This is a genomic window from Leifsonia aquatica H1aii, from assembly GCF_000633535.1.
Classification (GTDB): domain Bacteria; phylum Actinomycetota; class Actinomycetes; order Actinomycetales; family Microbacteriaceae; genus Leifsonia; species Leifsonia aquatica_A.
Genome location: NZ_AYMR01000013.1, coordinates 69,783 through 93,832 on the forward strand (window position 1 = coordinate 69,783; position 24,050 = coordinate 93,832).

Consider the following 24,050-nt stretch of genomic DNA (forward strand, 5'->3'; position numbering starts at 1 on the left):
GGCCGGGACGACCGGCCCGCCCGCGGCACGGACAACGAGAAGACGAGATGAGCCGCAACAGATCCGCACTCGTCGTCGTGAACGGCGACGACATCCACCACGACCTCCTCACCGCCTCGCAGGTGTACCAGCAACTGGGCATCGAGGCCGGCCTCGTGACCCGGCGCGGGATGGGGATGAACCGCTTCGTCGACGCCCGGCCCGAGACGGCCGGGGCCGACACCTACCTGCTCTACACCTCCGGCGGACAGTTCCCGACGGAGCAGCAGGAGGCGCTCGCCGCCGCGGTCGCCGGGGGCAAGGGCCTCGTCGGCGTGCACGGCGCCAACATCCTCGGCTGGTCGGGCGACGGGCTGGATCCGGCGGACCGGCCGATGTTCGACCTGCTCGGCAACCGGTACCTCTCCCACGGGCCGGGCCACCACGAGGGACGGCACACGGTCGAGATCGTCGGGGAGCACCCGATCACCGCGGGGATCGACGACTTCGAGCTCTTCGACGAGTACTACGAGTTCGAGCTCGCCGACGACGACGTGCAGGTGCTGGCCCAGCGCCACCGCGCCGACGGTGTCGTGATCCCCGTGATGTACGCGCGGGAGGTCGGCGCCGGCCGCGTCGTCTACCTGGCGCTCGGCCACGATCTGCGTGCGTGGGGCGAGCCGCCCGTGCGCGAACTGGTGCGGCGCGCGCTGCAGTGGACGGCGGGCGCCCGGTGAGCGCCGCGACGGTGCGCACCGCTGCGCCGATCGCGGTCATGGGCTACACGATCCTGGAGCAGGCACGTGCAGACCTGGAAGGAACGTTCGACCGCGTCGCCGGGATCGGCTACCTCGGGGTCGAGACCTACGGGCTGGTCGAGGAGTACGGCCCGGAGCGCGTGCGTGCCGCCGCCGACGCCGCCGGACTCGCGATCACCAGCGCCCACACGCCGTTCCCCGCCGGGCAGGGCGCGGATCGCCTGCTGGACGCCGCCGAGGCGCTCGGGGCGGACACGCTGGTCTGGTCGATGGAGCGGGAGGAGTTCGACTCTCCCGCCGCCATCGCGGCCGGGGTGCTGCGGGTGAACGAGGCCGCGGAGCGGGCCGCCGCGCGCGGCCTCGCGATCGGCTACCACAACCACTTCGCCGAGTTCGCGAACACGTTCGACGGGCGGCAGGCGTACGACCTCCTGCTCGAGCTGCTCGACCCGCGGGTCGTGATCGAGCTCGACGCCTACTGGGCGCGGATGGGCGGCGCGGATCCCGCCGAGGTGCTGACCCGGCTGGGCGAGCGCGCCCGGCTCGTGCACATCAAGGACGGACCCGCGGTGAGCTACGAGGACGACGTGATGGTGCCGATCGGCGCCGGAGCGATGGACTGGGAGCGCATCCTGACCGCGCCGTCCGGCCTCCGCTGGCACATCGTGGAGCTGGAACGCCTCGCCGTCGACACGTTCGACGCCCTGGAGGAGTCGTACCGTCACCTGGTCGGCTCCGGACTCTCCGAAGGGAGGACCTCATGAGCGGCCGCATCCTGTTGCTCGGCGGCAACGGCATGATCGGCTCGGCGGCCGCGCGCGAGGCCGTCGCCTCCGGCGCCGAACTCACGATCGTCACCCGCTCGGCACCGCGCCGCCCCGTCCCCGAGGGCGCGCGGGTGCTCAACGGCGACGTGCGCGACCCCGCGGCGCTCGCCGCGCTGCTCGGCGACGAGCGCTGGGACGCCGTCGTCAACTGGGTCGCCTTCACTCCGGCCGACCTGGCGGGCCACGTCGAGTACTTCGGGCGACGCACCGGCCAGTACGTGCTCATCTCGACCTGCTCGGTCTTCGGGCGGCCCGTCCCGCTCCTGCCGATCACCGAGTCGAGCCCACGCCGTCAGCCGGTCTTCGGCTACGCGCGCGACAAGATCGCCTGCGAGCTGCTGCTGGAGGAGGCGTACCGCGAGCAGGGCTTCCCGCTCACGATCGTGCGGCCCTTCCACACCTACGACGAGACCACCGTCCCGCTGCTGTCCGGCTGGACGGCCGTGGAGCGGATGCGCTCCGGTGCTCCCGTGCTCGTGCACGGCGACGGCAGCTCGCTGTGGACCCTCATGCATTCCAGCGACTTCGCCCGCGCGTTCGTCCCCCTGCTCGGGGAAGGCCACGCCATCGGCGAGAGCGTGAACGTGGTGAGCGGCGACGTGCTCACCTGGGACCAGATCCACCTGGAGCTGGCCCGCGCCGCCGGGGCACGCGACCCGCTGCTGGTGCACCGGTCGAGCCAGACGATCGCGGAGGAGATCCCGGGCTGGGACGAGGTGCTGGAGCACGACTTCCGGCACACGATGCTGTTCGACACCACGAAGCTGCAGCGACTCGTGCCGGGGTTCGCACCGCAGGTCTCCTTCGCCGAGGGAGCGCGCCGGATCGTACGCCACCACGACGGGCACCCGGAGACCCGCGGCGTCGACGACGAGCTCGCCGCGGCGTTCGACCGTCTCGCTACCCGCTCCGACCGGTCCCGAGTGGTATGAATGAGGCACGCGATCGGCAAGGGGAGGATAGCCACTGTGACGCAGCCGGAGACACTCGGGGGTAACGCGGTCGCCGCCATCCGCCCGGATTATCCCGAGCCCCTGTGGATCCAGGTGATCAACCTGATCACCAACGAGATCGCGACCGGGGTCCTCAAGCCCGGCATGCGGCTGCCGCCGGAGCGCGAGCTCTGCCAGCAGCTCTCGATCTCGCGGGTCACCCTGCGCAAGGCCCTCAGCCAGCTGGTCGAGGACGGCGTGCTCAGCGCCTCCCACGGCCGCGGCTGGTACGTCGCCCAGGCGCCGGCGGTGGGCAAGGACTTCCCGAACAGCCTGGAGTCGTTCACCGAGACGGCGACGCGGATGGGGCTGGAGGCGACCTCGCGCGTGCTGCGCGCCGAGACACGGCCGGCGACCCTCGACGAGGCCGAGGAGCTCGGCGTCGCTCCGGGGACCCCGTTGTTCCACCTGGAGCGGGTGCGGCTGCTCGACGACGTGCCGATCGCCGTCGACGTGACGCGGATCCCCGCGGCGCTGGCACCGTCGCTGGAGACGGTCGACTTCGCGACCGCGTCGTTCTACCAGGCGCTCGCCGACGCCGGGGTCGAGCCGCTGCGCGCGGACGCCACGATCGAGGCGCGCGAGACGACGGCCGTCGTGGCCGAGCACCTCGGGCTGGAGATCGGCAAGCCGGTGCTGGTGATGCGCCAGGTCGCGGTCGACGATCGCGAGCATCCGCTCTTCGTCTCCACCATCACGTACGCCGGCGAGCGCTACCGCCTGCGCACGAACTTCGCCCGCACGCGCTGATTCCCGTCGCGATTTGGACCGAATGACGGCTTTGCGCCGCGCAAACGCGACATTTGGTCCAAATCGTGGGTGAGCCGCTCAGACGGCGCGCGCGAACTCGCGGATGAAGAGGGTCTGCGCGTCGATCATGCGCCGGATCTCCGCGGGGTCGACCGACTCGTCGGAGGCGTGGATGCGCGACTGAGCCGTGTCCTCCGCGCCCCAGAGCACGATCGCGGCACCGGGGGAGACCTTCTTGAGCGATGCCACGAGCGGGATGGACCCTCCGGCGCCGATCGACTCGGCCGGGACGCCGAACGCCTGGCCGAGCGCATCCATCGCCGACGTGATCGCGGGGTGCGACTCGTCGACCCGGAAGGCGTGCCCCACCTTGACCTTCTCGACCTCGACCTCGCAGTTCCAGGGGCGCTGCGAGCGCAGGTGCGCCATCAGGGCCTCCAGCTGCGCGTCGCCGTCGGAGCCGGGCACGATGCGCATCGACAGCTTCGCGGTCACCGAGGGCAACAGGACGTTGGAGGCCTCCGCCGTGTTCGGGAGGTCCATCCCGAGCACCGTGACCGACGGCTTTGCCCAGATGCGGTCGGAGAGCGAGCCGGTGCCGAGGTAGTCGACGCCGGGAAGGATCGCCGATCCGGCGCGATAGGCGGCCTCGTCCATGTCGGCGCCGGGCCAGGAGCCCGCATCCACACCCGGGATCACCGTGTCGCCGTGCTCGTCGTGCAGGGTGTCGAGGATGCGGATCATGGCGGTCATCGCGTCCGGGGCCGCCCCGCCGAATTCGCCCGAGTGGACGGGGTTCGCGAGGGTGCGGACCGTGACGGTGCAGGCGACGTCGCCGCGCAGCGCCGTCGTCAGGGCCGGGCGCCCGGCCTCCTGCGGGCCGAGGTCGGCGATCACGAACGCGTCGGCCGTGAACAGCTCCGGGTTCGCCTCGACGAACTCCTCCAGGTGCGAGATCGTCTCCTCCTCGCCCTCGACGAGGATCTTCACACGGCACGGGCGATCGGGCCCCAGCAGGCGCAGGGTGCCGTAGTGGATCACGAGGCCCGATTTGTCGTCGGCGGCCCCGCGGCCGTAGATCCGGCCGTCGTCCTTGCGGGTCGGCTCGAACGGCTCGGAGCTCCAGCCCTGACTCGCGGGGGCGGGCTGCACGTCGTAGTGCGCGTAGAGAAGCACGGTCGGCGACCCCTCCGGCCCGGGCAGATCGGCGTAGACGCAGGGATAGCCGCCCGGGACGTCGAGCAGACGCACCCCCTCCGCGCCGGCCGACGCGAACAGGTCGACGACGGCCTCACCCATTCGGTGCACCGGCTCGGCGTCGAACCCGGGGAAGGCGATCGAGGGGATGCGCACGAGCGCGTCCAGGCGCTCGAGGACGTCGGGCATGAGGGCGTCGGCTGCGGACTCGGTTTCGGTTTCGGACACGGTGACTCCTTGCGGCTTCGTAGTGCGGGTGGTGCGGGTGACGCGGGTGCTCAGAACGGGACGACGAGCTGGATCAGGAGCCCCGTCACGACGACGGAGACCCACGACACCAGCATGGGGATGGTGAACGAATGCCAGATCGGCACCGGGGTGAGGTGGGTGGTGCCGGTGCGGTCGGTCTCCACCGCCGCGATCTGCGACCCATTGGCCGGGAACAGCCAGACACCGATCAGCGAGGGCCACATCGCGGTCACGACTCCCGGGGCGAGGCCGGCGGCGAGCGCGATCGGGATGAGGGTGTTGGTGGTGGCCGATTGGCTGGTGGTCAGCCCCGCGACGAGGAACAGGGCGACGGCGAGCAGCAGCGGCTGCGCGGTGATGAGCTGGCCGAGCGGCTCGATGATCGTCTTCTGGTTCGCGGAGATGAAGGTGTCCGCCATCCAGGCGATGCCGAACAGGGCGACGGCGGCGACGTATCCGGAGCGCAGCAGCGGCTGCTCGACGACCAGCGACGGCTTCACCTTGCGCACCAGGATGATGACCAGGGCGACCGTGAACATCACCATCTCGATCACCGGGGACATGCCGATCGGCTGGAGGTCGCCGTTCGCGTCCGGGAAGGCGGGGCGCAGCGCCGGGAACAGGCCGAGGGCGACGACCAGGAGGGTGCCCACGATGAAGATCCAGGCGGCCGTCTTGCCGCCTGCGGGCACGGTGTGGTCGACCGGGTCGGTGTCCGCCGCCGCGGCTCGTGCCGCCTTCCCCTTCCCGGTGGCGACGGCGGAGGCGGCGTCGCTCGACGCGGTTCCCGACGACGCCGTCGCCTGCGCATAGCTCGACTCCAGTGCGGCCGGCACCTGGACGGTCCCCGCGTCGACCCGTTTGCGGAACTCGGGGTCGGCGACCAGCTCACGGCCGATCCGCTGCTGCACGAACGACGTCACCACGCAGGCGACGATCGCCGACGGGACCGTGATCAGCAGCACCTGCGGCAGCCCGAACCCCTTGGCCTCGACGAGCACGAGGTAGGCGGCCATCGCCGCGGACACGGGGCTCGCGGTGATCCCGAGCCCGGAGGTCACCGTCGAGGCGGCGAGCGCGCGCTCCGGCCGTTGGCCGTTGCGGTAGGCCGTCTCGTAGATGACCGGTATGAGCGCGAAGAAGATGTTCGAGGTCCCCGACAACACCGTGAACACGAACGCGACCAACGGCGCCACGTACGTCAGCCTCCGCGGGTTGCGCTGGATGATCCGCGACGCGATCGACACCAGGAAGTCGATGCCGCCGGCCGCCTGCATCGCGCTCGACGCCGTGATGACGGCGATGATGATGAAGAACGCGTCCACCGGCGGCGACCCGGGCGGCAGCCGGAACACGAACACCAGGATCGCGGTGCCGACCACGCCCCACAGGCCCAGTCCGATCCCGCCGACGCGCACGCCGAGCACGATCGCGCCGATGACGACGCACGCCTGCAGGATCACGAGAACGACTTCCATGGCGACCTCCCCGGTCTCAGCATGCCGGACGGGGAGGGGCGGGGGAAGGGGTGGCGCGAGCGTTGCCTGCCCCGATGAGCGAGTCGAGCGCACGGCTCTGGGGTGCGATGACAACGGGGAGCGTAGGGAAAGCCTCCGGCAGCGGTGGTAGGTACGTGTACTCCTCACCGCGTGCCGGAGGCCGGTCACTGCGTGTTGACGCTACTTGCCGCGGGTGTCCGACCACCAGAGAGCCACTTTGCCCGGGCTGTTCCCGTAGATCACAGCGTTTCCGTCGGTTTGCATCTCGAACGTGCGGTTGTAGTACGTGCTGCTTCGGGTGTTGGCGTTCCAGAGGGCGGTGTCGCCTCGATAGATCGCGAAGTTGCCGTCACCTTGGAGTACCAGCCGAGTTGCGCCGAGCCCATAGGTGCGCGACTGCCAGAGAGCGGTGCTGCCCCGATAGACGACGAAGTTCCCGTCGCTCTGGAAGATCGCCTGATACTTGTAGTCGGTCGAGTAGACGCACCACGACCCCGGTGCGTAGGAGAAGTTGCCCCCGCCGAGACCCCACGGGGCGACTCCGACGTTGCAGAGTGGAGACGGCGCTGCTTCGGCGCTGGTGGATGTGGCTACTCCGCTCAGGCCGATACCGCCGATTGCGACTGCGACAGCCACCGCTCCGCGCAGGAACTTGTTCCTCATTGTGATTCTCACTTCATCTCCAGGTTTCTGATAACAAGTGACGAAAATGACACTATCCCATGCATGGAATCTATGCCTCTGATATTCCAATCCCGTCAATCGGAGTACCGGCCCGGCGGACGCCGACTACGCCTTTCACGAGATGTCGTCGGCCAGCACCTCGTGGGCGCCTGAGGCGATTATGGCCAGAGCGGACCGGGCACGAGGGTCGAGCTTCGAGTTCGGTAAGGCGCCCATCACCTCCGTGTCGATGATTGCGGCGTGCATCGCGGTCACCTCGGTGTCGCGGGCGGCTGCGTACACCTTCTTCGCCCCGAGCTCCACGAGGGCGTCCACGAACGCCGCACCCAACCCTCGGTTCGCACCCGTGACGAGCACGGTCATGTCGTCGTAGACGTCTCTCATCTCAGCCTCCTCAGCTCTGCGTCGATGACGACGTCGGCCGCTGTCAGGGCGCTTGCGTGGCGCTTACACGGCGCTGTCGCACGAGGAGGCGGCCCCTTCACACCGTCGCCAGCAGTTCCTGCACCGCCGCGTCGTCGGCCCACGCGCGCGCCCAGTGCCGTCCGTCCGCGGGCCCCGGGTCCGCCTCGGTGATCAGGACGTCCGGTGCCTGGCGGTATCGCTCCGGGTCGATCACGAACGGCTCCGAGTGCGGGTCAGGTGCGGCGCGCACCAGCAGCTGGGTGTACGGGTGGATGGGGTCGAGGATGACCGCGCTCGACGGGCCGCGCTCGACCACGCGGCCGTGGCGCATCACGACGATCTGGGTGGAGAAGTGGCGGGCGGTGGCGAGGTCGTGGGTGATGTAGAGCACGGCCAGATTGCGTTCGCGCTTGAGGTCGTCGAGCAGCTGCAGGATCTCCAGGCGGATGGAGACGTCGAGCATCGAGACCGGCTCGTCGGCGATGAGGACCTCAGGTCGCGGGGCGAGGGCGCGCGCGATGGCGATGCGCTGGCGCTGGCCGCCGGAGAGCTCGTGCGGGTACTTGGCGAGGATCTCCTCCGCCGGTCCCAGGTTCACCGAGTCGAGCAGGCGGTGCAGCTCGCGCTCCTCCTCGGCCTTGGTGCGGACGATGCCGTGGATGCGCAGAGGGCGCGCGAGCTGGTGGCGGATCGGCAGCGACGGGTTGAGCGACGAGAACGGGTCCTGGAAGACCATCTGCACGCGTTTGCGGTACGCCTTCGTGGCCCGGCGGCCCTGGGCGATGCGCTCGCCGTCGAGGGTGATGTCGCCGGCGGTCGGCTCGACCAGGCGGATGAGCATCTTGGCGATGGTGGACTTGCCGCTGCCGGACTCGCCGACCAGGGCGACCGACTCGCCGGGCCGCACGAGCAGCGAGACGTCGTCGACGGCGCGGAGGGTCGCGCCGCGCAGGCCGGTGCCGCGGATCTGGTAGTTCTTGCTCAGGTGCAGGGCTTCGAGCGTGGTCACGCGCGCGCCTCCTCTCGTGCGGCGCCGGCGGCGGGCGCGGGAGCGCCCGGACCGCGGTCGACGTAGCGGGTGCCGGTGATCGGGGTGTCGCCTCGGAGGCTGGGAAACGAGCTCAGCAGGTGCCGGGTGTAGTCGTGGCCCGCGCCGGCCAGCAGCGCCTCGGGGGCGTTCTCCTCCACCAGGCGGCCGGAGAGCATGACGCCCACCCGGTCGCTGATCTCCAGCAGCAGTCCGAGGTCGTGGGTGATGAAGAGCACGGCGAAGCCGAACTCGCTGCGCAGCCGGTCGATCTCCTCCAGGATGTTGCGCTGCACCACCACGTCGAGGGCGGTGGTGGGCTCGTCCATGATGATCAGGCGGGGCCGAAGGGCGAGGGCCATGGCGATCATGACCCGCTGCCGCATCCCGCCGCTCAGCTCGTGCGGGTAGCTGCGCAGCCGGTCGACGGGGATCCCGACGGTGCGCAGGAGCTCGGCCGCCCGCTCCCTCCGCTGCGCGCGGTTCAGGCCGGCCCGGTGGTCGACGAAGACGTCCTCGATCTGCGGTCCGATCCGGTGCACCGGGTTGAGCGCGTTCATCGCGCCCTGGAACACCATCGAGATCTCCTGCCAGCGGAAGGCGCGCAGCTCGCGGCCGTCGAGGCCGAGGACGTCGGTCGTCCCGCCGTCCTCGCGGCGCCACTCGATGGAACCGCCGCTGATCTCGGCGGGGGACTGCAGCAGCCGGGTGATCGCGTAGGCGAGGGTGGACTTGCCGCAGCCGGACTCGCCGGCCAGTCCGACGATCTCGCCGGGATGGATGTCGAGGGAGACGCCGTCGACGGCGCGCACCGGTCGATCGGTGGCGTAGTCGACGGTCAGGTCGCGGATGCGCAGCAGCGGCTCGCTCATGCGGCGGCTCCCTTCGGCTGGGACGGGCGGGTCGGCTGGGACGGGCGGGACGACCGCGAGCGCTTCGCGATGGCGGCGGTGCGCAGGCGCGGGTTGATGCGCTCGTCGATGGAGAAGTTGATCAGGCCGAGCGCGGCGCCGAGGATGGCGATGCAGAGGCCCGGCGGGACGAACCACCACCACGCGCCGAGTGTGATCGCCTGCGCGTTCTGGGCGAAGAAGAGGATGCTGCCCCAGCTCTTGCCTCCCGGGGCGCCGAGCCCGAGGAAGGAGAGCCCGGCCTCGGCGAGGATGGCGCCGAGCGCGCCGAACACGAACTGCGACGCGATGATCGGCATGAGGTTCGGCAGGATCTCCCGCAGCATGATGCGCCAATTGGACTCACTGGCGACGCGCGCCGCGTCCACGTAGTCCCGCGAGCGGACCGACAGCGTCTGCGCCCGTAGCACGCGGGCGGCGCCGGCCCAGGAGACGAGGGCGATGACGACCGCGATGACGACGATGTCCCGCGACTCGACGTAGTCCGTGATGATGATCAGCAGCGGCAGGCCCGGGATCACGAGGAAGACGTTGCTGACCAGGGAGGACGCGTTGTCCCAGAAGCCGCCGAGGAAGGCCCCGCCGACGCCGAAGATCATCGAGAGGATGACGGTGATCGCGCCGGCGACGACGCCGATCACGACCGATCCGGTGGTGCCGGCGATGACCTGGCCGAAGACGTCCTGGCCGATGTTGGTCGTCCCGAACCAGTGGTCGGCGCTCGGCGGCTGCAGGCCGACCGGGCTGGACTGGTTCGGGTTCGGGACCAGGAAGGGCGCCACGATCGCGACGATCGCGAAGAAGGCGCACACCGTGATCCCGACCCAGAACTTCCAGCCGCGGTAGGTGCGCCGGCGGTTCGTCGCGCGACCGGTGGCGCGGAAGAAGCCGGTGCGCGGGGGCCCGGCGTCGGGCTCGGAGCCCGAGAGGTCGGGGTCGGCGAGTTCTTGCTGCGTGAAGCTCATGATGCTCTCCTAGTTCGCCAGCCGGGTGCGCGGATCGATGAAGCCGTAGACGAGGTCGACGACGAGGTTCGCGCCCAGCACGGCGAGGGTGATGATGAGGAACAGGGCCTGCATCAGCGGGTAGTCGTTGTTCTGCACCGCGGTCAGCAGGGTGAAGCCGACGCCGGGGTAGCCGAAGACGCTCTCGGTGACCACCGAGCCGTTGACGATGAAGCCGAGCGACATCGCGAACCCGGCCACCGACGGCAGCAGGGCGTTGCGCATCGCGTACGAGCCGAAGACGCGGGTCGGCCGCAGGCCCTTGGCGCGGGCGGTGACCACGTAGTCCTCGGCCATCGTCGACACCATCATGTTGCGGGTGCCGAGCAGCTGGCCGGAGACGGACGCGAGGATGATCGTGATCGCCGGCAGAAGGCCGTAGAGCACCACCGAGCCGATGAACTCGGGCGTGAACCCGGGCATGATGTTCAGGTCGTAGCCGCCGCTCACGGGGAACCAGTGCAGGATCGACCCGAAGACGTAGACGAGCACGAGGGCGAGCCAGAAGTAGGGGATCGCCGAGAAGAAGGTGGAGGCCGGCAGCAGCCCGTCGGTCCAGGTGCCGCGGCGCCAGCCGAGCCAGGAGCCGAAGACGATGCCGATCAGGTAGCTGATGACGGTGGCCAGTCCCACCAGGCCGACGGTCCAGGGCAGCGCCTGCATGACGACGTCGATCGCGGGAGTGGGGTAGTAGCTCACCGAGAGGCCGAAGTTGCCGGTGAAGATGTTGTGCAGGTACTGGCCGTACTGCACGATCAGGGGGTCGTGCGAGACGCCGAACTGCAGCTCGAGCGCATGCCTCGCCTCGGGTGGCATGGGGGCGACGCCCTGGGTCTTGGCCAGGATGACATCCACCGGGCTGCCCTTGACGAGCCGGGGCAGCAGGAAGTTGAGGGTGATCGCGATCCAGCCCGCGATCAGGTAGAAGCCGATCTTGTTGAGGTAGTAGCGCATTGTTCGCGTCCCGGCGGGTCGGGGCGCGCGGCGGCCGGTGGGGCCGCCGCGCGCCGGTGGTTCACTTGACGGGCTTCAGCGACTTGGCGACGTAGCCGATGTTGCCGGACAGCCAGTTGGAGGGCGTGGCCCAGAGGTTGTCCGTGGTCGGCATCCCGGTGAAGTACTGGTCGCGGTACGTGGTGACCGCGCCGTTCTGGCTCAGGATGATGTACGGCTGGTTCTCGGCGAAGTAGGTGCCGAGGGCCTGGTACGCGCTGGTCAGCTTCGCCGGGTCGTTCGTCCCGCCCGCCTCGGCGATCAGGCCGTCGACCGTCGGGTCGTCGAACCGCACGAAGTTGGCGTTCGCGGGCTTGCCGATCGGGGCGCTCTTGGCGGAGTCCAGGCTGTCGCTGAACTGCTGGAACGGGTTGGGGCCGGTCGGGATGCGGTCGTCGAGCAGGTCGAAGGTGCCGTTCTGCCGGGCGGTGGAGTACGCGCCGAGCGAGAGCTCCTCCGGTGTCGCCGTCACGCCGATCTTCGCGAAGTCCTGCACCAGCAGCTGGTTGGCGGTGATCGTGTCGGTGTAGCCCGTGACCGTGCTGATCTTGAAGGCGACCGGCTGGCCGTCCTTCCCGAGCAGCTTGCCGGAGCCGTCGTAGCTGTAGCCGGCGCCGGTCAGGATCTTCTTCGCCTTGTCGACGTCCTGGCCGAGCGTCTTGCCCTTGTAGTCGGCGGGGATGTAGGCCTCGTCGCGGGGCTGGAGGAGGCTGGTCGGGTTGGCCGGGGTGTCCGTGCCGCCGAAGGCCTGCTTGATGATCGCGTCGCGGTCGATGGAGAGGCTGAGCGCCTGACGGAACGCCAGGTCGTTGAACGGCGCCTTGCTGAGGTTGGGCATCAGCACCTTGATGTCCGCCGGGATCGACGTGTACTTGTTGTACTTCGGGTCCTTGTCGACGAACGACTTCTGCACGTCCTGCAGCGCGATGCCGGCCCAGTCGATCTGCCCGGCGTTGAGCGAGTTGAGGGCGGCGGCGTTGCCGGTCGATGTGACCAGGCGGATGCCGGGGATGGCCGGCTGGCCCTCCTGGTAGTAGTCCTTGTTGGCCGTCAGCGTCACCGACTGCGGGGTGAACTGGCCGAAGTCGAACGCACCGGTGCCGATGGGCTTCTGGTTGGTGGTCTTGGTCGGGTCCGGGATGCTCTTCCAGATGTGCTCGGGCACGATGAACGTCAGCCCGAGCAGGCGGTACTCGTTCGGGTAGTCCGGCTGGGTGAGGGTGATGTCGACGTGGGTGTCGTCCACGGCCTTCGCGTCGGCGATCTTGAGGCCGTAGAGGTTGAGCTCCGGCTTCTCCTTCAGCAGCGTGTAGGTGTAGGCGACGTCGGCGGCGGTGAAGGGCTTGCCGTCCTGCCATTTCACTCCGCTGCGCAGGGTGACGGAGTAGGTGAGGCCGTCGGGGGAGACGGTGTACTCGGTGCCGAGCCAGGGCTGCGGCTTCTCGTTCTTGGCGGAGTTGAAGTAGAAGAGGGGCTCGTAGATCGCCCCGAGCACGGCGCCGTTGGCGCCGTAGGCGACATCGGAGACGAACGGGTTGAAGTTGTCGGTCAGGTTGCCGGGGTTGCCGGAGTAGACGTTGAGGTAGCGAGCGCTCGAGCTGCTGCTTCCGCTGCCGGAGCAGCCCGTCACGGCGAGCGTCGTCGCCGCCAGGATCGCGAGAGCCGCAGCCACTCGCATCTTCATCGACTTGCGTGGTCGCACTGCATTTCTCCTCGGTGTTCGGGGAATGGATTGAGCGAGAGCATACATAGCGGTCCATAGAGGTAGCAAGAGGTATTTTGTTACGGAAAGATTTCCGGGATTGATATAGACCAAATGCGTACCACATGGCTACTATGACAAACACCCACCGCCCACAGGAGGAAATGTGATTCGAGTCGGTCTTCTCGGTTCCGGTTTCATCGCCGACACCTACGCGGACGCCATGCAGGACGTCCGCGGCGCCGAGATCGTCGCCACCTACTCCCGCGATCTCGGCCGCGCCGAGGCATTCGCGGAGAAGTGGGGCCCCATCGCCCGCCAGTACGACGACATGGCGGCGCTCTGCGCCGACCCCGAGATCGACCTCGTCGTCATCGCCCTCCCCAACGAGGCGCACGTGGAGGCCGTGCGGATCGCCGCCGCGGCCGGCAAGGGCATCGTCTGCACCAAACCGCTCGCCCGCACGGGCGCCGAAGCGGCCGAGATCGTGCGCATCGTGCGCGAGGCGGGCGTCTGGCACGGCTACGCCGAGAGCTCGGTGTTCTCGCCCAACATCGCCAAGGCCCACCAGATGGTCACCGCCGGCGCGATCGGCGAACCGCTGACCATGCGCGCCCGCGAGGCGCACTCCGGCCCGCACGCGCCGCACTTCTGGGACGCGGAGACCGCCGGAGGCGGCGCCCTGCTCGACATGGGCTGCCACACGGTGGAGTCGGCCCGGCACTTCTTCGGCAAGGACAACCCCGTCACCGAGGTCTTCGCCTGGGGCGCGACGATGGTCCACTCCGACAAGACCACCGGCGAGGACACCGCGATCGCCCTGCTGAAGTTCGCGGGCGGTCAGCTCGCCCAGATCGAGTCGTCGTGGATCGAGAAGGGCGGCATGCAGCTGCGCCACGAGCTCGTCGGCACCGCGGGCCGCCTGGTCACCGACACCTCCCACACCCCGGTCTGGGGTTTCATCGAGAACCCCGCCGGCTACCTGGTCGAGAAGGCGGACGCCGAGACGGGCTGGGTCTACCCGGTGCCCGAAGAGGCCAGGGCCTACGGTTTCAGTCAGGAGATGCGCCACTTCGTCGAGCGGTTCGCCGCCGGCGAGGCCCCGGACGAGACCTTCGACGACGGCTTCGTCGTCAACTGCATCCTCGACGCCTGCTACACCTCGATGCGCACCGGGGTCTGGGAGACCGTGAGCCTCGACCGATGACGCAGACGCCCGAAGCGGCACCGCTCGGCATCGGCCAGGCGAGCGTGCGCACCGACTACCCCGACCCGCTCTGGGTGCAGGCGGCCGACTCGCTCCGCGCGCGGATCGACGGCGGCGAGCTGCGCGCCGGCAGCAGGCTCCCTCCCGAGCGCGAGCTCTGCCGGCTGCTCGGCATCAGCCGGGTCACGCTGCGCAAGGCGCTGCAGTCGCTGGTCGAGGACGGCGCGCTCGCCCCGTCGCACGGACGCGGCTGGTACGTCTCCGGTGCAGGCGACACCCGGAACGAGTGGCCCAACAGCCTCGAGTCCTTCAGCGAGACCGCCGAGCGGATGGGGCTCGACGCCACCTCGCGGGTGCTGCAGGCGAGCATCGCCCCCTCGACGATCGACGACGCCGAACTGCTCGGCATCGCGCCCGGGCTGCCGCTCTTCCGGCTGGGCCGGGTGCGGATGCTCGGCGGCGTGCCGATCGCCCTGGACTGGGCCCTCATCCCCGCGGCCTTGCTCCCCGACGCCGACCGGCACGACTTCGAGATCGACTCCCTCTACGAGGCCCTCACCGCGGCGGGCAACGAGCTCGCCAACGCCGAGACCACGATCGAGGCGCGGGAGGCCGGAACCGACATCGCCGACCAGCTCGGCGTGGAGGCCGGAACGCCCACCCTCGTCATGCACCAGGTGGTGCGCAATCGCGCCGAGCGCGCCGTGCTCGCCTCCACCGTGCAGTACGCGGGCGACCGCTACCGGCTGCGCACCTACTTCGCCCGTCACAACCGATCGGAGACTCCGTGACCGACACCGCCACGACCGCGACCGCCACCGTCGCCGCCGCGCTCGCCTCTCTCCGCCCGGAGGAGGTCGCCGCCTCCCGCGCCGTCCTCAAGCGCGCGGGCCTGCTCGGACCCGACACGCATGTCGCGTACTTCGGCCTGCTCGAGCAGGACAAGCGCACGCTGCTCGCCGCGGGCGCCGTGCCCGAGGCCCGCCGGTTCCGCGCGATGCTGGTCGACCTCGCGTCCGGCGCCTCCCACGACGTCGTGGTCTGCCCGGCCGAGGACCGCGTCGTGTCCGCCGTCGAGCTCGACCCCGCCGACGGTCAGGTGCCCGTCGTGCTCGCCGAGTTCGGCCTGGTCGAGGAGGTCGTGCACCAGGACGAGCGCTGGCTCGCCGCGATGGCCAAGCGCGGCCTCACCGACCTCTCGACGCTGCGCGTGAACCCGCTCTCCGCCGGGGTGCTCGCGCCGGAGGAGGCCGGTCGCCGCATCCAGCGCTGCTTCACCTTCGTGCAGAAGACGCCGGACGACCTCGGCTGGGCGCACCCCGTGGACGGCATCACCGTGATGGTCGACGTCGTCACCCGCGAGGTGCTCGACGTGATCGACTACGTCGAGTTCCCGGTGCCGCAGGAGGACGGCAACTTCCACCTCCCGGAGTGGGTGGGCAAGCCGCCGCGCGCGGGGCTGAAGCCGATCGAGATCACCCAGCCGGAGGGGCCGAGCTTCACCATCGACGACGACGGTGTGCTCTCGTGGGCGGGCTGGCAGCTCCAGGTGTCGTTCGACCAGCGTGAAGGCCTCGTCTTCCACAACGTCTCGATCGACGACGACGGGGTGCAGCGCCCGGTGCTCTACCGCGCCTCCATCGCCGAGATGATGGTGCCGTACGGCGACCCGAGCCCGCAGCGCTGGTTCCAGAACTTCTTCGACTGCGGCGAGTACCTGCTCGGCGGCTTCGCGAACTCGCTGGAGCTGGGCTGCGACTGCGTCGGCGACATCACCTACCTGGATGCGACGCTGGCCGACAACGCCGGCAACGTGCGGGTCATCCCGCAGGCCATCTGCATCCACGAGGAGGACACCGGGATCCTCTGGAAGCACTTCGACAACTGGAACGGCTCCAGCGACTCGCGGCGCAACCGCCGTCTGGTCGTGAGCTTCTTCGTCACGGTGGGCAACTACGACTACGGCTTCTACTGGTACTTCTCGCTCGACGGAGCGATCGAGCTGGAGGTGAAGGCGACCGGTGTCGTGTTCACGTCGGCCTATCCGGGGCCGGGCTACGCCTATGCCTCCGAACTCGCGCCGGGCCTGGGCGCCCCGTACCACCAGCACCTCTTCTCGGCCCGCCTCGACATGATGGTCGACGGCGCGCAAAACAACGTGGACGAGCTGGAGGCGACCCTCGTGCCCCGAGGCCCGGCCAATCCGACCGGCACGGGGATCACCCAGACCGTCACCCGGCTGCGCACCGAGAAGGAGGCGCAACGGATGGCCGACAACGCCCGCGGGCGGGTCTGGCTGGTCTCGAACCCGCACAAGCAGAACCGGCTCGGCCGCGACGTGGGCTACGTGCTCTTCCCCGAAGGGCAGCCCGCGCTGCTGGCGGACGAGGAGTCCGACATCCACGCTCGCGCCACCTACTCGGCCAAGCACCTCTGGGTGACGCCGTACGAGCCCGCCGAGCTGTACCCCGCCGGCGACTTCGTGAACATGCACCCGGGAGGCGCGGGTCTGCCCGCCTGGACCGCCGCCGATCGCTCGGTCGAGGACGCGGACGTGGTGCTCTGGCACACCTTCGGCCTGACCCACTTCCCGCGCATCGAGGACTGGCCGATCATGCCCGTCGACTCGGCCGGCTTCGTGCTGAAGCCGCACGGGTTCTTCGGGGCGAACCCGACGATGGACATCCCGGAGTCGGTGAGCGACCACTGCGCACCGGGCGGCCACGCGGGACACGCGGGCCACCACGACGACCATGCGGGACACCACGACGGGCACGACGGCCACCACGCCGCCGTCGGCCACGAGGACGAAGGGCACGGAGCATGAGCCTCGGCATCCAGCTGTACAGCGTCCGCGACGACATCGGCCCCGAGGCGCTTCCGGCCACCCTGACGCGGCTGGCGGGCCTCGGCTTCACCCATGCCGAGCCGTACGACATCCTGAGCGACACCGAAGGGCTGAACGCCGCCCTCGACACCGCCGGGCTGCGCGCCGACACCGCCCACGCCAAGATCACCGAGCTCGACCACGTGCAGGTGCTCGATGCGGCGGAGCGGCTGGGGATCGGCACCGTGATCGTGCCGTTCGTGCCGCCCGCCAGCATCGCCGAGCGGTCGGGCGTGCTCGCCCTGGCCGACGCGATCAACGCGCTGGTGCCGGTGGCCGCCGACCGGGGCGTCCGCCTCGGCTACCACAACCACGACTTCGAGTTCGCGCAGCGCATCGGCGAGAGCACGGCCTACGACGTGCTGGTCGACGCCCTCGACCCGGCCGTGGTGCTGGAGCTCGACACCTACTGGGCCGCCGTCGGCGGCGAGGACGTGCGCACCCTCATCCCGAGGCTCGGCGACCGGGTGCGATTCCTGCACGTGAAGGAGGACGACACGAATCCGTTCGACGTCGCCGAAGCGGTCGCCCTCGCGGCCTCCCTCGAGCTGCCGGTCGTCGAGGTCGTCGTGCACGAGGGGGACGTGTTCCCGCTGATCGAGCACAATGCCGCCTACTTCACCGGACTGGTGCGCGCATGACCGCCGTGTCGGCCCCGACCGGCGTCGGCATCATCGGTGCGGGCAACATCTCGGACGAGTACCTGCGGTCGCTCGCCCAGTACCCCGACGTGCATGTGGTGGCCATCGCCGACCTCGACCTCGAACGGGCGCGCGCCCAAGCGGAGCGCTTCGGAGTCCCCGCCGCCGTCACGGTGGACGAGCTGCTCGGCCGGGACGACGTGGAGATCGTGGTCAACCTGACCATTCCCGCGGCGCACGCCGAGGTCGCGCTCGCGGCCATCGCCGCAGGCAAGCACGTCTGGGGCGAGAAGCCGCTGACGCTGGACCTGGCGAGCGCACGCGCCGTGCTCGACGCGGCCGCCGCAGCCGGGGTCGTGGTCGCCAACGCGCCGGACACGATCCTCGGCGAGGGCATCCAGAACTCCCACCGCCTTCTGGCGGACGGTGCGATCGGCGTGCCCCGCACGCTGCTCACGCTGATGCAGGGTCCCGGCCCGGACTCGTGGCACCCGCGCCCGCAGTTCCTCTTCGCCCGCGGCGCGGGCCCGCTGTTCGACATCGGCCCCTACTACGTCAGCACGATGATCCAGCTGCTCGGCCCGATCGCCTCGGTGGAGGCGGTGGGCCAGCGGCCCCGAGCCGAGCGCGTCGTCGGCTCCGGTCCCGATGCGGGCACCCGCTTCCCGGTCGAGGTCGACACCCATCTCAGCGTGCTGACCCGGTTCGCCTCCGGGGTCGTCGGCACCTCGGTCTACAGCTTCGATTCGCCGCGGCGCCGTCAGACGTTCGAGATCACGGGCGCCGACGGCGTGCTGGAGGTGCCGGTCAGCGGTTTCGACGGCGCCACGCGCGTGCTCGCGGGCGACGACCGCGACACCGAGTGGGTCGACGTTCCTCCGCCCGGCGTGCACCGCGAACGTGGTGTCGGCGTGCTCGAACTCGCCCGTGCCCTGCGCGCGGGCCGGCCACCGCGCGCCTCGGGGGAGCTCGCGCTGCATGCGCTGGAGGTCATGCTCGCGATCGAGCACTCGGCCGGCACCGGCGCCGCCGTCGCGATCGACAGCACCGCCCCCGTGGTGGAACCGCTGCCGGCCGACTGGGATCCGACGGCGGCGACGCCCGGCGGGTCCGCACCATCCACGCCGGCGGAAGGCCGCACGGCACCAGCTAGGGGAGTCCGATGAACGGGTACATCACTTTCGCGTCCGCCCGGGCGACGCAGGCCGAGGAGCTCGGTCGCGCGATCCCGCTGATCGCCGACCAGATCGCGGCTCGTGCCGCGCTCGGCCAGCTCAGCGGGCCGGGGCCGATCTTCGTCGGCATCGGCGCGAGCCTGGCGGCCGCCTGCGCGCCGGTCTGGGCGCTCCGGTCGCGCGGCATCCACTCGTGGCGGCTGGGCGCCGGCGACTACCCGCTCCCCTTCCCGCGGAGCGTCCACCCGATCGTGGGCATCTCGCAGAGTGGCCGCAGTGCGGAGACGCTCGCGGTGCTGGAGTCGGTTCCGGAGGAACTGCGGTTCGCCGTCGTCAACAGCGAGCCGTCGCCGATCGGACGGATCGCGTCCACGCTGTCGCTGGGCAACCTCGCCGACAGCTACGCGTCGACGCTGGGTTACACCGCCACGATCGCCGCGCTCGGCATGTTCGCCGACAGCTGGGAGGGCGGTGCGCCGGACGCCGGCTGGCACCGTCTCGCGGAGACGTTCGCCGACGCCGAGGAGCGGCTCGCGGCGCCGGTCGCCGCGCTCGCGGAGCTCTTCGCGTCCGTCTCGTCGAGCGACTTCGTCGGCGCCGGCCCTGCGGTCGGCTCGGCCGAGGCGGGCGCGTTGCTCTTCCGCGAGGTCGCGCGCATCCCCGCCACCGGCATGAGCACGCGCCAGTACCTGCACGGCTCGATGGAGTCGGCCGGGGACGGCGTGCATGTGGTCTTCGGGGACAGCCGCGAACTCGACCTCGCGACCACGCTGGCCGACGCCGGCCACCACGTCATCCTCATCACCGGCGAGCAGATCACCGGCTCCCGCACGCTGCACCCGGTGCGGCTGCCCAAGCTGCCCGCGCCTCAGCGGGCGATCCTGGAGGCGCTGGTGGTGCAGCTGCTCGTGGGCGCGGTCGCCGATGTGCGCGGCGTGGACATCGAGGAGTTCGTCTTCCACAACGCCGACACCAAGGTCCCGGCGGACGCGGGAGGGGTCGCGTGACGGCTGGAGATGCGGCCGCGGCTGCGGCTGAAGTGATCGTGGGCTTGGATGCGCCTGCTGGTCGCTGTCACCATGCGGGAGGGGTCGCGTGAGGGCTGGAGGAATGGCTGCGGCCGAACTGATCGTGGGCTTGGATGCCGGTGGCACCAAGCTCGGCGTGCGCGCGGAGGCCCTCGATGGCTCGCGCGTCGTCGACGTCGCCCTGCCGGCGGAGGAATGGAGCGCTTCGCCGGCGGGCGATGCCGCTCGGTGGTTGCACGAGCGCATCCTGCGCGTGCTCCCCGAGGGGACGACCGTCGCCGCTCTCGGGGTGGGGGCCCAAGGCCTCGACACCGTCGAGCACGCCCGAGAGCTGCGGGAGGCGCTGGGCGGTCTCGGCTACCGTGCAGCGGTGGCCAACGACGCCGAACTGCTCGTGCCGGCGGCCGGTCTGCCGTCGGGCATCGGTGTGATCGCCGGGACCGGTTCGATCGCCGTCGGGTCGGATGCCGAGGGCCGGACGCTGTTCGCCGGCGGGTGGGGCTGGGTCATCGGCGACGAGGGCGGCGCTCCCGCCGTCGTGCGCGAGGCGACCATCGCCGCCCTGCGTGCCGAGGACGAGGGCGCGGGCGACGACGGCCTGCTCTCCGCGCTCCTGGAGGCGTTCGCCGTCTCCTCCGCCCCGGCGCTCGCACGCGCCGTGAACGACGAGCCGACGCCGGAGAACTGGGGGCCGCGCGCGGTCGCCGTGTTCGCGGCGGCGGACGCGGGCTCGGCGCTCGCCACCGGCGTCGTCGAACGCGCTGCGGGAAGCCTCGCAGAGCTGGTCGGGCGGCTCCTCGCTCGCGGCGCGACCGGGCGCGACGTGGTCGTCGCCGGCAGCGTCTTCGCCCACCAGCCGCGGCTGCTCGCGGCGTTCCGGGACGCGTTGGAGGGTGCGCATCCCGGACTCTCCGTCGTGCCGCTCCGGGATGCGCCGGTCGCCGGCGCCGTCGCACTCGCCCGTCGCCTGGTGGTCTGAGCCACCGGGCCTCCCGCGCGGTCCGCAGCCCACCGCGGGACCACCGAACCACCCGCTCCACCGAACCACCCGTACCACCGCCTCACGCAGAACAAAGGAGTCAGCACATGGCCATCGCCACCGTCAATCCCGCCACCGGCGAGACCCTCAAGACGTTCGAGCCGCACACGCCGGAGCAGCTGGAGGGCATCCTCGCGGCCGCCGAGGCCGCGTACCGCGGGCTGGGCGCGACCACCTTCGAGCAGCGCGCGGCGTGGATGCACGCCGCCGCCGACCTGCTCGACGCCGAGCTCGACGAGGTCTCCGCCCTGGTCACGACCGAGATGGGCAAGACCATCGGCACCGCGAAGTACGAGGTGGCCAAGTCGGCCAGGGGGATGCGTTGGTACGCCGACCACGCCGCCGAGTACCTCGCCGACGAGCACCCGGTCGCGGCGGGCGACGTCGGCGCCTCCGCGGTCGCCGTGCGCTACCAGCCGATCGGCACCGTGCTCGCGGTGATGCCGTGGAACTACCCGTTCTGGCAGGTCATCCGGTTCGCCGCGCCCGCGCTGATGGCGGGCAACACCGGCATCCTGAAGCACGCTTCCAGCGTCCCGCAGAGCGCCCTCTACCTCGGGTCCCTGTTCGAGCGCGCCGGCTTCCCGGCGGGCGCGTTCCAGACGGTGCTGGTCGAGGGCGGAGCGGTCGCACCGCTGATCGACGACCGCCGGATCCGCGCCGTCACCCTGACCGGGTCGGTTGGGGCCGGGTCGGCCGTGGCCGAGGCCGCGGGACGCAACATCAAGAAGTCCGTGCTGGAGCTGGGCGGAACGGATGTCTTCGTCGTCATGCCGAGCGCCGACGTCGCGGCTGCGGCGACGGCGGGGGTGAACGCACGGGTGCAGAACTCCGGCCAGAGCTGCATCGCCGCCAAGCGCTACTACGTGCACACCGACGTCTACGCCGCCTTCGAGGAGGCGTTCGTCGCCGGGATGCGCGCCCAGGTGACCGGCGACCCGTTCGACGAGGCCACCTCGTTCGGCCCGCTCGCCACCGAGCAGGTGCGTCGTGACACGCAGGAGCTGGTCGCCGATGCGATCGCCAAGGGGGCGACCGTGCTGGCCGGCGGAGTGCTGCCGGACGGCCCCGGCTGGTTCTACCCGGCCACCGTGCTCCGCGACGTCACGCCCGAGATGCGGATCTACCGCGAGGAGTGCTTCGGGCCTGTGGCCTGCCTCTACGAGGTGGCCTCGGCCCAGGAGGCGGTGGAGCGGTCGAACGACTCGGACTTCGGGCTGAGCTCGAGCGTGTGGACGAGGGACGACGCGGAGGCGGACTTCTTCCAGCAGGGCATCGAGGCCGGAGGCGTGTTCGTCAACGGGCTCACCGCCTCCTTCCCGCAGCTGCCGTTCGGCGGGGTGAAGGACTCCGGCTACGGCCGCGAGCTCTCCGCCCTCGGCATCCGCGAGTTCACCAACATCAAGACCGTCTGGCGCGCGTGAGCGCCGCCGGGGCCGTGCCGGGCGTCCGTCCTTTCGGGGAGCGGACGTCGCGGCACGGCCTCGCCGTCGCGCTCGCGCACGAGGTCCCTCCCGCCGCTCTGATGGTGTTGGCGTGCCTGGCCGGCAGCCCGGCGGCACTCTGCGCTGCGGCGGTTGGGCTCGCGCTGCTCTCGATCGCGTACGCGCGCGCGGCGCGGACGTCCGCGTTCGCGCGCGAGCACCTCGCGGACCTCTGGGCGATGCTTCTGGTGATGGTGGGAGCCGCGTTCACCGGGGCCGGGGCCGTCGCCGGGGCCGGCGGGGGCGCTGTGCGTGGGGCCACCGCCCGCGACGCCGATCCCGTCTCCCACCACCATCTCGCCGTCGCCGCTGCTCCGCTCGCGATCGCGCTCGTCGTCGCGGCGGTGACCGGATGGGTGGTCGTCCGCGTCCTGCTCGCCCGCCGCGCGGTGCGCGCGCACACGATCGTCTCGGCCGTGGTCTGCGGCGGGATGCTCGCCGCCATGGCGGTGATGTAGGCCCGGCCGGACGGTTCGGCGACGCCCGCCGGGGCGGGCGACGCGATCGTGTCGCGGCCATCCCGCCGACCCGCGGGGATGCGCATTCCCACGACTCCGGCGACCCGGTAAGGTGACTCTGTGGTCGAGGCTCAGAGCGATGCGGCGCCGCGCCGTCCGGTGACGTTGACCGACGTCGCGCGGCATGCCGGGGTGTCCCAGCCGACCGCTTCGCGGGTGCTCAACGGGAGCACGCGCACCGTCGCGGAGGACTATCGCACCCGCGTGCTGCAAGCGGCGCGCGAGCTCGGCTACACGCCCAATCTGGCCGCCCAGGCGATCGCCCGGGGCACCTCCGGCACCATCGCGCTCGTCATCGGCGGCATCTCCGACCCCTACTTCTCGGCGATGGCCGCCGCGCTGATGAAGCAGGCGGAGACCTACGGGCTGCGGGTCTCGATCGCCGTCACCGACCGCAGGGTGGACCGCGAGCTCGAACTGGTGCGCGAACTGCGCGGGCAGCAGCCACGGGCGATCGTGCTCGCCGGCACCGGCTACGTCGACCCGCCAAACGGCGACGAGCTGGTCGCCGAGCTGCGCCGCTTCGAGGAGACCGGCGGCAAGGTCGTGCTGATCAGCCGGACCGATCTGCCGTTCGAGACCGTCACGTTCGACACCCACGAGGGTGCGCGCGAGTTGGCGGCGGAGCTGGCGACCCTGGGCTACCGGCGCGCGCTCGTGCTCGGCAGCGGCACACCGCTGCTGTCGATGCAGCAGCGCGTCGACGGCTTCGTGGAGGGGTTCGGCGGCGAGACGACCGTGGCCTACCCGGAGTTCTCGTGGGAGGGCACGCGCGAGTACATCCGCCACCTCCCGGACGACGAGCTCGCCGCACTCGAGCTGGTCTTCGCCATCACCGACGACATGGCCCTCGGCGCGATCGCGGGGCTGCGCGACCGGGGCCGGCGCATCCCGCAGGACGTGGCCGTCGCGGGCTTCGACGACATCACGACGCTGCGCGACGTGGTCCCTCCGTTGACCACGGTGCATGTGCCGCTCGATCAGGTCGCGGAGGAGACCGTTCGCCGGGCGCTCGACGCCGACGGGGGAGGCCGCACCGTGCCGGCGCACCCGGTCATCCGTGCCTCCACGCCTCCGGTGCGCCGGTAGGTTGG

General features: G+C 70.9%; 23 protein-coding genes. 14 read left to right on the forward strand and 9 right to left on the reverse strand.

Annotation, left to right across the window (positions count from 1 at the left end):
- The first annotated feature begins 47 nt into the window (after window positions 1-47).
- The 4 genes from U870_RS0114565 to U870_RS0114580 are packed head-to-tail and all read left to right on the forward strand — an operon-like array spanning window position 48 to window position 3,306.
- Window positions 48-716, forward strand: a complete 669-nt coding sequence (locus U870_RS0114565; protein ID WP_025158115.1) for a ThuA domain-containing protein — start codon at window positions 48-50, stop codon at window positions 714-716.
- On the forward strand, window positions 713-1,501 hold the full coding sequence (locus tag U870_RS0114570; protein WP_240183713.1) for a sugar phosphate isomerase/epimerase family protein: 789 nt from the start codon (window positions 713-715) through the stop codon (window positions 1,499-1,501). Before U870_RS0114565 ends, U870_RS0114570 begins: the two co-directional genes overlap by 4 nt.
- Window positions 1,498-2,496 carry an NAD-dependent epimerase/dehydratase family protein gene (locus U870_RS0114575; protein ID WP_025158117.1) on the forward strand — a complete coding sequence of 333 codons (999 nt, stop codon included), beginning with the start codon at window positions 1,498-1,500 and terminating at the stop codon, window positions 2,494-2,496. The genes U870_RS0114570 and U870_RS0114575 overlap by 4 nt, the downstream gene beginning before the upstream one ends.
- A 36-nt stretch (window positions 2,497-2,532) precedes the next feature.
- Window positions 2,533-3,306, forward strand: coding sequence for a GntR family transcriptional regulator (locus U870_RS0114580; protein WP_025158118.1), 774 nt, complete (start codon window positions 2,533-2,535; stop codon window positions 3,304-3,306).
- Window positions 3,307-3,384: 78 nt separating this feature from the next.
- Here U870_RS0114580 and U870_RS0114585 read toward each other — a convergent pair whose 3' ends face one another.
- The 9 genes from U870_RS0114585 to U870_RS0114625 all read right to left on the reverse strand — a co-directional run bounded on the left by U870_RS0114585 (window position 3,385) and on the right by U870_RS0114625 (window position 12,977).
- Entirely contained in the window at window positions 3,385-4,731 is a 1,347-nt protein-coding gene (locus U870_RS0114585; RefSeq protein WP_025158119.1) for a M20/M25/M40 family metallo-hydrolase, read from the reverse strand.
- Between the two features lie 50 nt (window positions 4,732-4,781).
- A complete protein-coding gene (locus U870_RS0114590; RefSeq protein WP_025158120.1) occupies window positions 4,782-6,230 on the reverse strand; it encodes an anaerobic C4-dicarboxylate transporter in 1,449 nt (482 codons plus the stop codon).
- 201 nt (window positions 6,231-6,431) lie between these two features.
- The gene (locus U870_RS23220) at window positions 6,432-6,914 is read right to left on the reverse strand and encodes a hypothetical protein (RefSeq protein WP_025158121.1); all 483 of its coding nucleotides are present in this window, start codon (window positions 6,912-6,914) and stop codon (window positions 6,432-6,434) included.
- Window positions 6,915-7,049: 135 nt separating this feature from the next.
- A complete protein-coding gene (locus tag U870_RS25175) occupies window positions 7,050-7,319 on the reverse strand; it encodes an SDR family NAD(P)-dependent oxidoreductase (protein WP_025158122.1) in 270 nt (89 codons plus the stop codon).
- 97 nt (window positions 7,320-7,416) lie between these two features.
- On the reverse strand, window positions 7,417-8,349 hold the full coding sequence (locus U870_RS0114605; protein ID WP_025158123.1) for an ABC transporter ATP-binding protein: 933 nt from the start codon (window positions 8,347-8,349) through the stop codon (window positions 7,417-7,419).
- Window positions 8,346-9,239, reverse strand: a complete 894-nt coding sequence (locus U870_RS0114610; protein ID WP_025158124.1) for an ABC transporter ATP-binding protein — start codon at window positions 9,237-9,239, stop codon at window positions 8,346-8,348. Before U870_RS0114610 ends, U870_RS0114605 begins: the two co-directional genes overlap by 4 nt.
- The gene (locus tag U870_RS0114615; protein ID WP_025158125.1) at window positions 9,236-10,243 is read right to left on the reverse strand and encodes an ABC transporter permease; all 1,008 of its coding nucleotides are present in this window, start codon (window positions 10,241-10,243) and stop codon (window positions 9,236-9,238) included. Before U870_RS0114615 ends, U870_RS0114610 begins: the two co-directional genes overlap by 4 nt.
- Window positions 10,244-10,252: 9 nt before the next feature.
- Window positions 10,253-11,236: an ABC transporter permease gene (locus U870_RS0114620; protein WP_025158126.1), complete on the reverse strand. Its 984-nt coding sequence runs from the start codon at window positions 11,234-11,236 to the stop codon at window positions 10,253-10,255.
- A gap of 61 nt (window positions 11,237-11,297) precedes the next feature.
- Complete coding sequence (locus tag U870_RS0114625; protein ID WP_240183714.1) at window positions 11,298-12,977, reverse strand: ABC transporter substrate-binding protein; 1,680 nt, start codon at window positions 12,975-12,977, stop codon at window positions 11,298-11,300.
- A gap of 166 nt (window positions 12,978-13,143) precedes the next feature.
- Here U870_RS0114625 and U870_RS0114630 point away from each other — a divergent pair, with 166 nt between their 5' ends.
- The 10 genes from U870_RS0114630 (at window position 13,144) to U870_RS0114675 (ending at window position 24,045) form a co-directional block, all read left to right on the forward strand.
- The gene (locus tag U870_RS0114630) at window positions 13,144-14,184 is read left to right on the forward strand and encodes a Gfo/Idh/MocA family protein (protein WP_025158128.1); all 1,041 of its coding nucleotides are present in this window, start codon (window positions 13,144-13,146) and stop codon (window positions 14,182-14,184) included.
- Window positions 14,181-14,975: a GntR family transcriptional regulator gene (locus U870_RS0114635; RefSeq protein ID WP_025158129.1), complete on the forward strand. Its 795-nt coding sequence runs from the start codon at window positions 14,181-14,183 to the stop codon at window positions 14,973-14,975. The genes U870_RS0114630 and U870_RS0114635 overlap by 4 nt, the downstream gene beginning before the upstream one ends.
- Entirely contained in the window at window positions 14,972-17,011 is a 2,040-nt protein-coding gene (locus tag U870_RS0114640; RefSeq protein WP_025158130.1) for a primary-amine oxidase, read from the forward strand. The genes U870_RS0114635 and U870_RS0114640 overlap by 4 nt, the downstream gene beginning before the upstream one ends.
- Complete coding sequence (locus tag U870_RS0114645; protein WP_025158131.1) at window positions 17,008-17,712, forward strand: sugar phosphate isomerase/epimerase family protein; 705 nt, start codon at window positions 17,008-17,010, stop codon at window positions 17,710-17,712. The genes U870_RS0114640 and U870_RS0114645 overlap by 4 nt, the downstream gene beginning before the upstream one ends.
- Entirely contained in the window at window positions 17,709-18,878 is a 1,170-nt protein-coding gene (locus U870_RS0114650; RefSeq protein WP_025158132.1) for a Gfo/Idh/MocA family protein, read from the forward strand. The genes U870_RS0114645 and U870_RS0114650 overlap by 4 nt, the downstream gene beginning before the upstream one ends.
- Window positions 18,875-19,894: an SIS domain-containing protein gene (locus U870_RS0114655; protein ID WP_025158133.1), complete on the forward strand. Its 1,020-nt coding sequence runs from the start codon at window positions 18,875-18,877 to the stop codon at window positions 19,892-19,894. The genes U870_RS0114650 and U870_RS0114655 overlap by 4 nt, the downstream gene beginning before the upstream one ends.
- A gap of 103 nt (window positions 19,895-19,997) precedes the next feature.
- Window positions 19,998-20,894 carry a BadF/BadG/BcrA/BcrD ATPase family protein gene (locus U870_RS0114660; protein WP_025158134.1) on the forward strand — a complete coding sequence of 299 codons (897 nt, stop codon included), beginning with the start codon at window positions 19,998-20,000 and terminating at the stop codon, window positions 20,892-20,894.
- Window positions 20,895-21,001: 107 nt separating this feature from the next.
- Entirely contained in the window at window positions 21,002-22,378 is a 1,377-nt protein-coding gene (gene aldh / locus U870_RS0114665) for an aldehyde dehydrogenase AldH (RefSeq protein ID WP_025158135.1), read from the forward strand.
- Window positions 22,375-22,896 (forward strand): hypothetical protein, encoded by a 522-nt coding sequence (locus tag U870_RS22660; protein WP_205288770.1) that lies wholly within the window; start codon window positions 22,375-22,377, stop codon window positions 22,894-22,896. The genes aldh and U870_RS22660 overlap by 4 nt, the downstream gene beginning before the upstream one ends.
- A 120-nt stretch (window positions 22,897-23,016) precedes the next feature.
- Entirely contained in the window at window positions 23,017-24,045 is a 1,029-nt protein-coding gene (locus tag U870_RS0114675; protein ID WP_025158136.1) for a LacI family DNA-binding transcriptional regulator, read from the forward strand.
- Window positions 24,046-24,050: the final 5 nt, after the last annotated feature.